The following is a 14,779-nucleotide window of genomic DNA, read 5'->3' as shown; positions in this document are numbered from 1 at the left end:
GACCGCCCTCGTCGATGTTGGAGAGTCCATGTTACGCCTCCGTTCAGGGCTTGAAAAGAGTGAACAACCCGGCGGGCTTGTGTGCTTATGTCCGCGGCGCTTATGCGCTCTCGGCCGAGCTCGCTTGGACGATGGCCTGCAACATCGACGGAACGCTTGATTTACCGCTGCTCCAGGCGATGGGCCGCTCGTGTGATGTGCCCTGGAGCACCCGGAACGGTCGCGGTGCGAAGGCCTCCCACGTCGCCAGACGAGGGCGGGGCAGATGCGCTCGCCCTCGCCTCATGCGTCGATCCGTGCACAGCGACTCGTCTCATGCGCCGGCGCGCCGACTGGCGTGCAGCGACGAGGCGCGCCGGCTCGTCACGCGCGCGAGAGGAACGTCACCTTGCCGGTCTCGAGGGCGTACTCGGCGCCCACGATCAGCATGCCTTCCTCGGCGCACAGGCGCTCGAGCAGCCGGCTGCCGTGCCGGAGGTGATCGCACGAGTTGCGCACGTTGGCGCGCACCGCCTCGCGCAGGAGAAAGTTTCTGTCGGCGTCGCGGCCGGCGGCGCTCACCACCGTCTCGACGGGAGCTCGGCAGCGCTCGACGATATCGCGGATGTTGTCGGTGAGGGGGCCGCCGTGGTCCTCGTCGAGCAGCTCGCTCAGCGTGGCCTCGATGGCGCCGCAACGCGAGTGGCCCATCACCACCGCAAGGCGGGTCCCGAAGGCGGCGGCGGCGAACTCCACGCTGCCCACGAGCGAGGGCGCCACCACGTTGCCCGCGACCCGGATGACGAACAGGTCCCCGAGCCCCTGGTCGAAGATGAGCTCCGACGGCGCCCGCGAGTCCGAGCAGCTGAGGATGATGGCGAAGGGCTGCTGCCCCTCGACGAGCGCGGCCCGCGCCCGCGGTCCCATCACGACGTGCTCGCCGCGGATATTGTCCACGAAGCGCCGGTTGCCCTCGATCAGGCGTTCCAGCGCCTGATCGGCCGGAACGACGGGAAAGGCGGGCGGAGCGTTGCTGAGTCCCATGCTGACCGGCCACGGTGGGGGACCGGGCCGCGGGCGTCAATGGGTGAATATTCCGCCTTACATGTTAGCCGCCTGGCCCACGGCTTCACCCAGGGCCACCGCCGCGCCGCCTCCGCATCGCAAGCGCCGCGAGCGCCGCGGCGGCCCCGAGCGCGGCCAGCGGCCCGCGCGGCGCGTCCCCCGGGATCGCGCACCCGCACGCCTCGACGGGCGCCGCCGGCTCCTTCGCCAGATCGACCACCACGCTGACCTGGTCGGTCGCCTCGAGGATCCCGTCGCTGACCGTCACCTCGAACGCCAGGGTCGTCGTCGCGGCGGCCTCGGGCGCCACGAAGGTCGCCCGCGCGCCCTCGCCGGTCAGCTCGACCTCGGGCCCCGCCGTCTGCACCCAGGAGAACGTCAGCTCGTCCTCCTCGGGGTCCGAACTCCCCGAGGCGTCGAGCGTCACGAGCTCGCCGATCGCGACCGCCTGGTCCGCCCCCGCGTCGGCCACGGGCCCGCCCTGGCAGGAGGCGGTGTCCTCGACCACCGTCGCGAACGGCTTGTTCTTCAGGCCCGCGAACCCGATGTCGTCGAGCTCCCAGCCGGTGTCGCCCGCGGCCGCGTCCGTGCCGACGCGGAACCGCACCTGCACCGTCTTCCCGGCGAACGCGGTCCCCAGGTCGATCGCCACGTGGTCGACGTCGGGCCACGAGGGGCTCTGGCCGACGAAGGCCCTCCGCCTGCCCAGCGGATTGCCCGACTCGACGGTGACCCTCCCGTTGTAGCCGGGCTGCGCGCGACTCCCGATGTCCCGCCATGTCTCGCCGCCGTCGGCGCTGATCTCGACGACCGCGCCATCCCAGAACGTCTCGTCGCTCGTCTCGAACTGGTGCCGGTGCGCGAACGTCAGCACGAAGCGCTCGGTATCGCTGACCTCCAGGGCCGGCGACACCAGCGCCGTGTCGGACACGCTCCCGAGGTTGACGCCGCGCCACACGCGGTTCGGCGCCGTCCCTTCGGTGCGCGACCACACGAGCGCGCTGGAGAGCCCCTCGACGCTCCAGGTCGTGCTCTGCGCCTCCACGTCGTCGACCGCCGAGGACCCCGGCACCTCGTCGAAGTTCACGCGGCGCACCAGGGCCTCCACCCGCACCGGCGTGCACGCCGCGGCGCTCTTCAGCGTCAGGCTGAGCTTGAGGTCCTCGGCGGGCGCCACGGTCCGGTCGAGCTTCACCGCCACGGTCGCGGTCCCGGTCGCGAACGGCGCGATGTCGCCGAACGACGCGCGCGCGCCGTCCGGGAACGTCACCCCCGCGGAAGGCACCTCGATGGACGCCACCGCCCCGGTCAGGGGCGCCGCGCCGCGATTGACGATCTCGATCGCGATCGTGCCGGACTCCTCCGCGTCGAGCAGCCCGTCGCGGTCGCAGGAGCCGGCGCTGTCGTCGAGATCCGCCCGGACCAGCGAGATCTCGGGCTGGACGCTGAAGCTCTCCACGACGCCGGAGAGATCGTGCGAGTCGGCGCGCGGGGACACGGCGCACGTGCCGGCGCCGCGCCGGGCGAACGCCTCCGCCAGCGCGAGGAAGTCGCCCTGATCGCTGGCGAGCGCGGCGGCGAGGAGGGCGTCGCGCTGCTCGGTGTACGTCGGGCTCACCGGCGCGAGCTGCATGCCGGCCACCACGTAATCGCTCATCCGCCGCCGGGTCTGCTCGAACGCGCGCGGCGGGGTCAGGCCGCTGCCGTGCCGGATCAGCCCGACGTAGGCCTCGAACAGCATGCTCGCCCAGACCTCTCCCGCGTTGTGCTCCTCGGAGTTGTCGGAGAACGAGGAGTTGAGCGGGTGGTCGGGGAGGCGGGCGCCCTCGGAGATGTGCTTGAACGTCAGCCCGTTCCTGGTGAAGTCGACGGAGTAGGGGGCGCGGCGGATGCCGAAGTAGCTGTCGCCGAGCGCCGCGCTCCCGTAGCTCGAGAGCGGGAAGGCGCCGTCGAGGTCGTCGCCGTCACGCAGCGCCATGTGCAGGGCGATGAAGTCGCCCCACCCCTCGCTCTGCGCGCCGCACATCTTCGTGCCGCACGCGACCTGACGGAGGTGGATGTAATGGCCCCACTCGTGCGCCACGATGGTGTTGTCGATCGTGCCGTCGCGCTCGACGCTGGGCTCGCGGGTCATGGTGACCGTGAGCGGCGCGTCCGAGGCGGCGAGCGCCGCCTTGAGCGCGCTGCCGTCCTCCTGCGAGATGCTCTGGGCGGGGGTCGTCACCTCGGGGGCCTCGCCGAACAGCCGCGGGGCCCCGTCGCTCTCGCGGTTGTTGGCGATGATCACGCCGATGGCGCCCGCCGCCTGCGCGCTCTTCGCCTTCTCGGGGAAGGTGCACCCGCCCCGGTCGACGAGGGCGATCTTGCCGGCCACGTCGCTCGTGATCGGCCCGCACGCGTCGCCGCGGGGCTCGGCGCCGTCCTGGGCGAGGGCGAGCTCGCCGGTGATCTCGTAGCGCTGGGGCCCGAACAGGGCGGTGTTCGACGCGTAGCTGGCGTTCTGCGGCGTGACGCTCAGCGAGCGCTGGTCCGGCCCGGACCACAGGTACATCTGCATCCGGGGTGACGCGCCGTCGTACGTCGCGTCCATGTTCGCGTTGTCGCGGCTGCCGCCGGTCGCGTCGTCCTGCGCCTCCGCGAGGAGCGGATCGCCGTCGAGGCCGCCCCGACCGAGGTTGTCGCGCTGGGCGTTGCCCGCGGCCTCGGTGAAGCCGGAGTCGTAGTACCAGTCATGGAGCCAGTTGGTGACGTAGAAGATCTGGGTGACGGCCGCCATGGTCTGCTCGGGCGTGGCGAGCGGGTCGGCGAGCGGGTCATAGAGGTAATCGAACGAGCCCGGCCCCGAGAGCGCCGCGCGTATATCGCCGCTGGAGAACCCGTCGGGCGCGTTGTGGTCCGCGTAGGCGTCGACGTTGTTGCCGCGGGTCGAGGTCGCGCCGGCCGGCAGCCAGGGATCGGCCCCGCCGTCGAGGTTCGTGTTGAAGCCATCAATGGAGATGAGGCTCGGCGCGACGTACCGGGAGACGTGGCCGTCGGGTCGCCCGGTCGGGTGCGGCGAGAGATCGGCGAGGGGGCCGTCGAGCGGCCTGTGGTCGCCCCCTTCCTCCGCCCAGACCCGGTAATCGAACGCGGCGTGGGAGAGGTTCTCCCGGTAGAGCATCTGCCCGTCGCTGGCCCCGAACACCCAGGCATACGCCGCGGAGCTCGTGCCGCCGGCGTCGCCCGAGACGAGCTCGACGAAGTAGCCGGCGATGAGCCGGTCGGGCAGCGGAAAGAGCACCTTCCTGACCCGCGCCGGCTGCGTGAAGCGCAGGTTCCCGGCGCGCTGGCGCGCGTGATCGGTGTCCGCGATGTCGAAGAGCCGATACCCGCCCTTCGCCTCGCCGAGCTCGCGGAGGTCGGCCGTCTTGATGTCGATGCGGTGCGCGTCGCGCAGGGCGCGGACGACCGCCTGCGCCGGCGAGCCGGAGAACGCCCGGCCGCGGAGCGAGCCGGCCGCTGGCGAGGCGGCGCCGGGCGGCAGGGGGACGGCCGACGCGTGGAGGTTGCCCGCGAGGGCGACGAGCCCGAGGTCGCGCTTCATGAGCACCTTGAGCCCGCTCCGGAAGACCGGGGTCCCGTCGACGTCCTGGCCCAGCGTCACGACGATGCCGCCGCGCCCGGTGTCGTGGACGTGGCGCACCACGGCCGTGTCGAGCGCGGCCTGCGGAAGACCGTAGAGGCGCGCGTACCGCTGCACGTACCACCGGGCGGCGGCCTCGGGCGTCGCGTGGCTCGCGGTCAGCGGGCGGTGCGCCGGGGACGTCGCCCACACGAAGGTGGGCACCCCGCGCTGCGGATCGGTCGACGCGACGACGGCGCCCGGCGCGGCCTCGTCGACGCCACGCGCGGCGCGGGCGGGCGGCGCGGGCGGGGCCTTGAAGTATGCGTCGTAGTTCGGGCGCTCTCGCGCGTGGGCGATGGGGCCTGCGAGCAGCGCGAGCGATAGCGCGGTGTACCGAACTGAGACCTTCATGTTCCTCGATTCTCCGACTCCGAGGGGACGACGCATGACCGGCCGCGCGCGGGCAGATCGCGCGCTGCCTCCCCGGGCGCCTCGCGCCCACCCGTCGAATCCGCGGCGCAAGGCAACCTAGCCGCAGCGTGCACGCAGGGAAAGCGGGACGGCTCTCGCGCTGTCCGGCGTCGTAAGGCGCCTCTCATGCGATCTCGTCCGGACGCTCCACAGAGCGCGAGTCACGCGGAGCCGAGGCCGGAATGGAATAGAGAAGCAATCCTTGTTGTCACATTGCATGAATCCATGAATTGCCGTGTCATGTGTCCTCGCGAGGCGAGCTGAGCATATCGCTCGGTCGCCGCGTGGTGCAGGAGGGTGGTTGTCGCGCCCGCGATCTCCTCCGGGACCTGGTCGGCGTTGGGTCGGCTCGCGCGGCGCGTCGTACAGCGCCGGCTCGTGGGGTGCGGACTCACGCGGCGCGTCGTGCAGCGCCGGCTCGTGTGGTGCAGGCTCTCAGAGTGCGGGCTCGTGTGGTGCGGGCTCATGCAGGGCTGGCCCCGCGAGCCAGCTCACGCGTGGGGTGCTGGTATGACGAAGCGCTGACATGGCGTCCGACCCCCGGCGATTATCTTCGCAAAACCCAACGTGATCCACGCCTTGCACGTCGAGACCAAGCTCGTCTCCGAAGAGCTTTGCGTACTGTTGCGTCAGGTCGATCCCGCCGTCTTCGTCTTCCATGACGAGCCCGAGGTTCGCGCCCGGGTCGAGCGGGTGGCGTCGCGGCTCCGCGAGCTCGTCGTGGCGGCTGAGCGCGACGACGCTGGGGGCAGGCTCGAGCGGCTCCGCGAGCGGCTCCGTGTGTTGCTCGCGGCGGTCGAGCGGGCGACCCCGACCGGTACACCCTCGCCCAAGGCGGCGTGGATCGCGTTCCAGCGAGAGGTGCAGCCTGCCTACGAGTCGCTGCTGCTGACGCTGCGCGGCGTGGTCGCCGCGCCGCCGAGCGTCAGGCCGACGAACCATGTGCGCAGCCTGTGGCATGTGGGCTCGGGGCTCTCGGTGCTCGGGCTGATCCAGCTCCTGCCGGAGCGCGGCTGGCTCGTGGCCGCGAGCGGCGCGTTCGTGGTGGCGGTGTGGTCGATGGAGATCGCCCGCCGGGTCAGCGAGCGCGTCAATGAGCGGCTGATGGGGGCCTTCCGGCTCGTGGCGCACCCGCACGAGCGCTACCGGGTGAACTCGTCGACCTGGTACGTGACAGCGCTCTTCTTGCTGGCGCTGTTCGGGACGCGGCTGAGCCAGTCGCTCGCCGTGATCGTGCTGGCGGTGGCCGACCCGGCGGCGGCCCTCATCGGCCGCCGCTTCGGCCGCACGCGGCTGCGCGACGGCCGCTCGCTGGAGGGCACGCTCGCCTTCTTCGCGGCGGGCGCGCTGAGCGCCCTCGCCGTGATGTGGGCGCTCGGCCCGGCGTCGCTCTCCTCGCGGCTCCTCCTCGCCGCCGTCGCCGGCCTGGCCGGGGCGGCGACCGAGCTGTTCTCCACGCGGATGGACGACAACTTCACGATCCCGGTCGCCGTGGCGGCCGCGGTGACGGTCGCCGGCGCGGGCTGACGTCAGTTGACGGCAGTTGACGTCAGCTTACGTCAGCTTACGTCAGAGGCCATCTCGCCGCCGATCTCCAGCGCGAGGCGAGCGAGGTACTGTCTCATGAACTCCGCGCGTCGCGCGCCCTCGCGGCGCCCTGCGGCTGTCTTGAGGCTCTCGGCGGTCTTGAACAGCTTCACGTGGAAGTGGTCGATCGCGTTCACCCGGTCGTCCCACGGCCTCCGCTCGGCGAACGGATCCCCGGGATCATAGAACCGCACGCCGAGCAGGCCGCCCACGGCGAAGCAGCGGGCGATCCCGATCGCGCCCAGGCCGTCGAGGCGGTCGGCGTCCTGGACCACCCTGGCCTCGAGGGTCGTCGGCTCGATCCCCGCGCTGTAGCTGTGGCTCTCGATGGCGTGGGCGATGTCGGGGAGGAACGCCCCGGGGTACTCCACGCTCCGCAGGAAGCGCAGCGCCTCCTCCGCGGAGAGCCGCGACGCCTGGGAGCGCCTGGGGTCGTTCTTGGGGACGTTGACGAGATCGTGCAGCCACGCCGCGGGGACGACGATCTCGAGCCTTGCCCCTTCGTCCGCCGCGAGCGACCTGGCCGTGGCGACCACCCTCGTGAAATGCGCCAGATCATGGGCCGGATCATTGCCGAGGTCGGTCTCCTCGAGCTTCTTTGCGAAGAGCGCTTCCCAGTCCTTCATCTCCCGCCTCATAGACGCGGACCCCGACCCGCGCAACGGCTCAGCGCGGCGCCCGCGCTCTCAGGGGCGCCAGCCCCGTTCGCCCTGAAGCATCCTTTCTAATTTTTTCGGGAGAATTCACAGGGGGGCGGGGAAACGGGGAGTAAAATCCCATGAATCTCCCCGTCTCCCCGCCTCCCTGTTCAATTTCTTTTTCGCTGAGTCACCGGCGCACCTCGAATTGCCCCAGGGGGTGCGCCACGCCGTTGACCAGCACATCGATGCTGTGGCGACCGGGGTAGTGACGGCGGGTCGTCATCTCCTCGAAGGAGACCTTGCCGGTGATCTCGGCTCGACCCGATGGCGGCAAGGCGAGCTTCCGCAGCTTGAAGACCTTCGGCCGCGTCGAGCCGTTCGCCTTCACGAAGTGCACGGCGCAGTCGACGATCAGCTCCTGGTCGCGCGGGGCCGTCGACGTGAGCTCGAACGAGAAGCGGAGCTCGCCGCCGAGCTTCACCGATCGCGGGGACAGCGCCGCCGAAGCGATCGCGACGCTCGGCGCCGCGCCGAAGCCGAGCGCGTCGAGCGCGCCGCGATCACCCTTCTTGACGAGCGACCGCAGCGCGTGGCGCACGATCCATTGCCGCCCGGGCGGCGCGCCGTCGAGCCAGCGCCGGCAGAGGCTCGCCGCGATGCTCGGATGGTCCTTGCCGATGTCATTGATGTTGTTGGCGACGGAGCGCTGCACATAGCGCTCCGGATCGTCCTTCAGGAGCTCGAGCAGCTCGATGACCGGGCCTGGGTCCCGCTGGAAGGCGCGGAGCCGCGGGGCCCACGGCAGCCGTGGGCGCGTCCCCTCGGAGACGAGCCGGCGGATATGGACGTTCGGGTCGGCGGCCCACGCGCGGAGCCGGCCGAGCGTCGCGTCGGGGTACCTCGTCAGGAACGCGCGGATGCTGAACTCGGCGGAGAACCGCTTCGTCAGCTCGTATTGCGCGGTCATCGCGTCCTCGAAGTGATCGAGACCGCGCTTTGCCACATAGAACACGTGCGGCATGTACTGCAGCGGCTCGAGGCCGAACGCGTCGCTCCGAGCCAGCTCAGGCCCGAGGGAGGCGACGATCACGCGAGCTGCCTCCGGAAAGGGCTGCGGCAGGTGGTGGTGCATGACGTCCGCGATGTGGGAGGCGCGGCCCGTGAGCTCCAGATCGGAGAGGCCGGCCAGGCAGCCGCGGGCGAAGCCGCGCTCGTCGAGGCCAGGGTGCGCCGCGCGGAGGTTGCGGGCGATCGAGCGGACGCACCGCTCGTCGAAGAGGTCCTTCAGCCGGTCAGCCATGGGCATCTGTCGGTGCGAGGACGCCGAGGCCGATTGGCCAGGTTTTCGTCAGGTTGGACATGGGCGTTGACTAGCGCGGGACCCTGACAGATTCTGTCACCATATGTCGCGCGCCGTCCGCGTCATGGAGCTCTCCGACCTGCTTCGCGCGCGGGGAGCGACGACCGTCGGCGAGCTGGCCGCCACGCTCGGCGTCAGCGCCCGCACCGTGCGCAGGGACCTCGCGACGCTGCGGGAGCGCGGCCTCAACATCGAGGGCGAGGTCGGCCCCGGCGGGGGGATCCGGCTCGACGCGGGCCGGGGCGTCACCGCCGTGCACCTCTCGGTCGCAGAGATCGTGACGCTCTGGCTCTCTGCGCGCCTCTCTCAGGCCGCGAGCGATCTTCCGTGGAGCGACGCCGCCAGCTCCGCGCTGGCCAAGCTGCTCAGCAGCCTTCCTCCTGAACGAGCGCGAGAGCTGCGCGCCCTCTGCCGCAGGGTCATCGTCGGCGATCCGGCGAGCGGGCCAGTGCGCGCCGGCGCCGGGACGCCTCCAGCAGAGCTGGTGAGGCTCTTCGAGGAGTCGTTTTCCTCGCGCATCGGCCTCGGGTTCGACTACAGCGACCGCGAGGGGAGGACGTCGAGGCGACGCGTCGAGCCGCACGGCCTGCTGGTGCAGAGCCCTGTCTGGTACGTGCTCGCCCTGGACACGGGAAAGAACGAGCCGCGAATGTTCAGGATGGATCGCATCTCGACCCCCCGCGTCCTGCCGGAGATCGCGTTTCGTCCGAGCGCCGACGTCATCTGGGCGCTCTTGCCGGACGAATGCGCGTGGCGACCGCTCCTCGGCGACCGACCATGAATGCCGGCCAAAGCGGACGGACACCGTTCAGGCTCCGAACCTGTGCCCACCACGTATCGACCCAGCGAGCCTGGGACCCACCGTGTCGCACGGTTGCGCGTATCGGCTCTGCCTGATAGCTTAGGTTTGATACAACACACGACATCTTGGCGAGTGACCAGAACGAAGAGCGACGTCCGGTACACGGAGTGAGTGCTCGATTCCGGGCGAGTGCAGAGAGAGCTCTCGCCCAGGAGTGACCACCGATCGATGGCGCACGGCCGACCTGCCCCCTGAGGCCGTGCTCGCCTGCGCGCGGTGGCCGGTGTCGCACGGGTAGATACGGGCTTCGCGCTCGCCGAGGTTGTCGATGCATGCATCTCGTCGTTGGATGGCCCCCCATCCAGTCGACGATCGAGGGGCCATTGTGTGTGATGGCCATTCTTGAGGACTCGAACCAAGGAGCTTGAATGAACCGTTCAGCCGCGAGATGGGCGTCCATCTCCTTCGCTGCCCTGACTGCCTCTCTGCTCGGAGGTCCAGCGTCCGCGCACGTGCCGGCAGCGCAGGGAGATCCGCCAGACAGGGACGCGGTCCTCGACTGGAACGCCGTCGCTCTGGACGCGGTCGCAGAGGACACAGCCCGCGTACGCGGGCGGGACCAGCACGGGCCGACGCGCGTCTCACGGGCTCTCGCGATCGTTCATGCGGCGATCTTCGACGCCGTGAACTCGATCGTCCCGAGTTACGAGCCGTACTCCGTCCTCCTCGACATGCCGGATGCATCCGTCGACGCGGCGGTGGCCACCGCAGCTCACCGCACGCTGACGGCGTTGTTCCCGAGGCAGAGGGCGCTGCTCGACGTGAGGCTCGACGAGTACCTGGCGGAGATCCCCGAGAGCGACGCCAAGGAGGACGGTCGTGCGCTGGGCGGCGCTGTCGCTGACGAGATCCTCGCGGAGCGGGAGAACGACAGGTCAGACGCCCCGATGCGTTACACTCCAGACATCGCCCCCGGTCGGCATCGCGTCGATCCGCTCTATCCCGATCAGGGGTACTTGACCCCGAGATGGGGGACGGTTCAGCCGTTCGCCATCGAGAGCGGCGCCGAGTTCCGGTCTCCGCCACCGCCGCCGCTGGGGAGCCTGGAGTACGCGTTGAGCTTCTATGAGGTCTTCCTGCTGGGTGGCGACGGCGAGCGCACTCCGACCGTGCGCACTCCGGAGCAGACCGTCATCGGGATCTTCTGGTCGTATGACTCCGCCCCGCGCCTCGGTGAGCCGCCCCGGCTCTACAACCAGATCGCGCGGGTCCTCGCGGTCGAGGAGCGCAACTCGGAGATCGAGAACGCTCGTTACTTTGCTCTGGTGAACATCGCCTTGGCCGACGCCGCTATCGCCACGTGGGAGACGAAATACTATTACGAATTCTGGCGGCCGATCGTCGCGATTCGTCGGGCCGACAGGGATAGCAACTCGCTCACGATAGCTGACAGGAGGTGGACGCCCCTCGGATCCCCCGGCAGCAACCAGGGCCCGCCGCGCATGACCCCGGCGTTCCCGGCGTACACCTCCGGGCACGCGAGCTTCGGGGCTGCCATGTTCCAGGTGTTGACCCGTTATTATGGGACAGATCGTATTCCCTTCTGCTTCATGTCCGACGAGTACAACGGGGTAACGACGGACGAGCGGGGCAATGTCCGCCCCGAGATCACGCGCTGCTATTCCAGCTTCCACGAGGCGTCCTGGGAGAACGCGATCAGCCGCATCTACCTGGGCGTCCACTGGCGGTTCGATGGAGTGCACGGGATCCGTCAGGGCAAGAGCGTCGGTGACGCCGTCTTCGACAGGATCCTCCAGCCGCTTCCTTGACGAACTCGCCAGGGAGCCGCTCGATCCATCGAGAGGCGACCCCTCGCCTCGTGGCGGGTCTCCCCAGCCCCGGCCCGCCTCTCAGTTCATGAGCCGGGAGCGAGCGGGCGCCCACCGCTCGGGCCGCGGCGCGGAGAGCGGGCCCGCGTGGTGGTGGACCATCTTCCATTGCCCGTCTTCGAGGACGAACACGTTGGTTGCGCACAGGTGGGCAGGCTCGTCGCCGTTCGCCTCGAGGCACGTGACGAAGGCGAAGTCCCCGAAGAGGTGCGCCGAGGCGCCCTGGCAGCGCATGCGCAGGGGCGAGGCCTGGCGCAGGATCTGGCTCCAGCTCTCGAGCACGCTGGCGCGCCCCGAGAGCGCCTCCGTGCCGGGATGGGCGCAGGCCACGGGCGCCCGCTCGGCCCACACCCGGCACATCGCCTGGTAATCCCCGGCGCGGAACGCCTCATAAAAGGCCTCGTTTGCGGCCAGGACAAGCCGCTCCACCGCGACGCGCTCCCCGAAGCTCATGCTGCGACCATGCTCCCCGGCCAGCGCGGGCGCAAGAGCCTCGGCGGCGCGGTCTCGGCGCCTCGCCCGCTCGACCACACGCCTGGGCTGACTGCTCCCCGCTTCAGGACGGGGCCTTGCTCCGCTGATGGAGGACCAGCTGCGTCCGGTTCATCAGCTTGACGCCGGCCGCGTCGAGCTCCTCGAGCGCCGCGACGCGGAGGCTGTGCATGCTCCCGTCCTCTTCCACGGCGCTGTACCAGGCCGTCAGCGTGAGGTCGAGCGAGCCGTCCTCCATGTCGGTCAGGAACACGGTGGGGGCCGGGTCTTGCGCCACGCCGCTGGCCCGCTTGCCGGCGCGCACCAGGGCCTCCATCGCCGGCCCGAGGTCGCGCAGCCGGCCCTCCACGGTGAGCGTGACCGCGCCGCGCAGCAGCCCTCGATCCGAGTAGTTCACGATCGGGCCGTTGGTCACCGAGGCGTTCGGGATCACGATCTTCTCGTTGTCCGACGACACAAGCGTGGTGTTGAAGAGCCCGATGTCCTCGACGATGCCTTTGTGGCTCCCGATGGCGACCTTGTCCCCGAGCTGGAAGTGCTTGAAGAAGAGGATGAGCACGCCGCTCGCGAAGTTGCTCAGGCTCCCTTGCAGCGCCAGCCCCACCGCCAGCCCCGCCGAGGCGACCACGGCCACGAGGCTCGTCGTGTGGATGCCCACCGTCTCCATCGACGCGATGAACGTCGCCGCGAGCACGGTGTAGCGGAGCATCGACGCCAGGAACCGCGCGAGCGCCTGATCCAGGTGCGTCTTGGTCAGGGCCGTGACGGCGAACCGGTACGCCCACTTGCTCGCGAGACCACCCGCGGCGAGGATGATGATGGCGGTGGCGATCGCCCTGAGCGTGTCGGCGGAAGGTACCAGATCCTCGAGGTGCATGGTGCGGTGGCGCGCCAACGGCGTGCGCGCACCCCGGGCGTAGAGGATCTGCCAGCCGGCCTCAAGGGCTGCCGAGCAGCGCGCCACCCGCGCCTGTCCGGCCGCATGCGGGCAGGCGGCGCGCGGGCAGGCCGCGTGGTCGACAGCGCGTCAGGCCGTCGGGTGGATCTCCGAGCCTGCGGCGCGGTGGGGAGGCGCCGCCGCGAGCTGGTTGATGTGCACGTGCTGGCTCGGGACGGGGAGCCCCAGCTTGCCGAGCTCCTCGCGGATGATCTTGGTCGTGGCGAAGTAGACGTCCCAGTAATGATCGGTGTGGCAGAAGGGCCGGACGGCCAGCACGGGCCCGGCGAGGGTGAAATCCAGGATCTCGACGCTGGGCGCAGGGTCCTTCGCGACGTTGGGGATGAGCGCGAGGTGCGCCTTGAGCCGCGTGATCGCCGCCTCGTGATCCGCGCCGTGGGCGAGCTGCGCGGTGCAGTCGACGCGGCGGACCGGGTTCGTGCTGAAGTTCTGGATCGTGTCGCTGAAGATCTTGTTGTTGCCCACGATGGTGCGGACGTTATCGGGCGTGTCGAGGGTGGTCGCGAAGAGGCCGATCGAGTGGACGGTGCCCGTCACGCCGCCGGCCGTCACGTAATCCCCCGTCTTGAAGGGGCGCAGGAGGATCATGAAGACGCCCGCCGCGAGGTTCGACAGGAGGCCGGACCACGCCATGCCGACGGCGATGCCGATTGCGGCGAGCAGGCTGGCGAAGGTGGTCGTCTCGACGCCGAAGACGCTGAGCACGGCGATGACGAGCAGGATGTTCAGCAGCACCGACGCCGCCGACTCCAGGTAATGAGCCAGCGTCGTGTCGAGCTTCTTCAGCGCGGAGCTGCGCTGCATCATCGACAGGATCCCCCGGACGATCATGCGGCCGATGACCCAGACCACGATCGCGCCCACGATCTTGCCGCCGACGCTCACCCCGAGCGCTACCCCCATGTCCACGTACCGCTGAACCCTCTCGTCCATCTCAAGCCTCCTGGCGACGTGTGCGCCGCTCGCGGGGGCCCCGTGCAAGGCGCATGCGCGACGCGCCTTGCTGGATCTGCCCCCCGGCGGCCAGCTTTATCACACCGGCGGGTCGCTCCGCGAGGGGCGTGACCGAGATTTTCGAGCCTCAGCGTTGCGGCCTGCGGACATCAGGCGGCCGCGGAGCGGATACCTGGTTGTAGCGAAGGAGCAACGGGCGGCGGGGCCGCGCGCGGCGTGCGGCGTGCGGCGTAGATCGCGCGGCCGACGTGCAGGCGCACGGGAGCAAGGGAGCTCGCCAGGCGAGTCGCCGCCGAGGTGACGGTCGAGGAGGGGAAAGCGGACGCGGGCCAGCGGCACAGGGGGAGAATGGCGTGGCTGGCGTCTGGGGCTCTGAGCGGGCTCAATGAAGACTATGTCCGAAGGCTTTCGGGTTGATCGGGAATTTCAAGCCAATGACCAACCCGTACTCCGTGCCGTAGGAGGGCATCGTCGCGCCACTTCCCCCGTCGAAAGGAAGGGCGAGTCGAAAGCCCGCGTACGCGATGGGGATCGCGATGAAGGGGACGATCTGCGCCCCATACGTTCGGGCGTTCGACCGGCCCGCGCCCTCGGTGTACATCGAGAGCTCGGCGCCGATCGGGCCGAACCCACCCTGGAAACCGAGCGCCAACCTCTCATGGACCGGTCCGTCGGCGACGAGCTGCGCCTGCGCAACGGCGCCTATCCAAACGAACGAGCCCTGTGCGTACCATGCGAAGCTACCCTCGACGCCGGCGCCCACGGCGTCATCGGCGTTCTCGCGGCCAGTATAGCTGAAGAGGCCACCCACGCTCACGACCGGGTCGCCAGGACGCCCCACGTTGGGCCAGCCTTCCCCGGGATATACCACCGGGGGAGGGCTCCCCGCGGGGGGCAAACCGTCCGCCTGCGCCGACGCAGAGCCAAGGAGAAGGCAAGAGGCGACAAGAACCGCCGTGGCTGCCGGGTGCTTCATG

Annotated in this window: 11 protein-coding genes; 3 read left to right on the top strand and 8 right to left on the bottom strand. The window is 70.2% G+C overall.

Going from position 1 to position 14,779, the window contains the following annotated elements; all coding sequences use genetic code 11:
• Nucleotides 1-363 precede the first annotated feature (363 nt).
• Together WME79_RS26165 and WME79_RS26160 are read right to left on the bottom strand one after the other, a co-directional pair.
• Nucleotides 364-1,023: a carbonic anhydrase gene (locus tag WME79_RS26165; RefSeq protein WP_437520194.1), complete on the bottom strand. Its 660-nt coding sequence runs from the start codon at nt 1,021-1,023 to the stop codon at nt 364-366.
• Nucleotides 1,024-1,108: 85 nt separating this feature from the next.
• Nucleotides 1,109-5,059, bottom strand: coding sequence for a M36 family metallopeptidase (locus WME79_RS26160; RefSeq protein WP_437520191.1), 3,951 nt, complete (start codon nt 5,057-5,059; stop codon nt 1,109-1,111).
• A 627-nt stretch (nt 5,060-5,686) separates the two neighbouring features.
• Here WME79_RS26160 and WME79_RS26155 point away from each other — a divergent pair.
• Nucleotides 5,687-6,646 (top strand): diacylglycerol/polyprenol kinase family protein, encoded by a 960-nt coding sequence (locus tag WME79_RS26155; protein ID WP_437520188.1) that lies wholly within the window; start codon nt 5,687-5,689, stop codon nt 6,644-6,646.
• Nucleotides 6,647-6,678: 32 nt separating this feature from the next.
• Here the strand turns inward: WME79_RS26155 and WME79_RS26150 are convergent, their stop codons facing one another.
• Together WME79_RS26150 and WME79_RS26145 are read right to left on the bottom strand one after the other, a co-directional pair.
• Nucleotides 6,679-7,332 (bottom strand): HD domain-containing protein, encoded by a 654-nt coding sequence (locus tag WME79_RS26150; protein WP_437520185.1) that lies wholly within the window; start codon nt 7,330-7,332, stop codon nt 6,679-6,681.
• 202 nt (nt 7,333-7,534) lie between these two features.
• The gene (locus WME79_RS26145) at nt 7,535-8,647 is read right to left on the bottom strand and encodes a DNA alkylation repair protein (RefSeq protein WP_437520182.1); all 1,113 of its coding nucleotides are present in this window, start codon (nt 8,645-8,647) and stop codon (nt 7,535-7,537) included.
• A 103-nt stretch (nt 8,648-8,750) separates the two neighbouring features.
• Between WME79_RS26145 and WME79_RS26140 the strand changes: the two genes are divergently transcribed.
• The gene (locus tag WME79_RS26140; RefSeq protein WP_437520180.1) at nt 8,751-9,488 is read left to right on the top strand and encodes a helix-turn-helix transcriptional regulator; all 738 of its coding nucleotides are present in this window, start codon (nt 8,751-8,753) and stop codon (nt 9,486-9,488) included.
• A gap of 449 nt (nt 9,489-9,937) precedes the next feature.
• A complete protein-coding gene (locus WME79_RS26135; RefSeq protein WP_437520177.1) occupies nt 9,938-11,338 on the top strand; it encodes a vanadium-dependent haloperoxidase in 1,401 nt (466 codons plus the stop codon).
• Nucleotides 11,339-11,419: 81 nt separating this feature from the next.
• Here the strand turns inward: WME79_RS26135 and WME79_RS26130 are convergent, their stop codons facing one another.
• The 4 genes from WME79_RS26130 to WME79_RS26115 form a co-directional block, all read right to left on the bottom strand.
• Nucleotides 11,420-11,851, bottom strand: a complete 432-nt coding sequence (locus tag WME79_RS26130; protein ID WP_437520174.1) for a nuclear transport factor 2 family protein — start codon at nt 11,849-11,851, stop codon at nt 11,420-11,422.
• A gap of 103 nt (nt 11,852-11,954) precedes the next feature.
• The gene (locus tag WME79_RS26125; RefSeq protein WP_437520171.1) at nt 11,955-12,767 is read right to left on the bottom strand and encodes a mechanosensitive ion channel family protein; all 813 of its coding nucleotides are present in this window, start codon (nt 12,765-12,767) and stop codon (nt 11,955-11,957) included.
• 150 nt (nt 12,768-12,917) lie between these two features.
• Nucleotides 12,918-13,781 carry a mechanosensitive ion channel family protein gene (locus WME79_RS26120; protein ID WP_437520168.1) on the bottom strand — a complete coding sequence of 288 codons (864 nt, stop codon included), beginning with the start codon at nt 13,779-13,781 and terminating at the stop codon, nt 12,918-12,920.
• A 403-nt stretch (nt 13,782-14,184) separates the two neighbouring features.
• Complete coding sequence (locus tag WME79_RS26115; RefSeq protein ID WP_437520166.1) at nt 14,185-14,619, bottom strand: hypothetical protein; 435 nt, start codon at nt 14,617-14,619, stop codon at nt 14,185-14,187.
• Between the last annotated feature and the right edge of the window lie 160 nt (nt 14,620-14,779).

The sequence above is a fragment of the Sorangium sp. So ce726 genome (genome assembly GCF_051521405.1).
In the GTDB taxonomy this organism is placed as follows: domain Bacteria; phylum Myxococcota_A; class Polyangia; order Polyangiales; family Polyangiaceae; genus Sorangium.
This window is presented reverse-complemented; position numbering and strand designations above follow the sequence as displayed.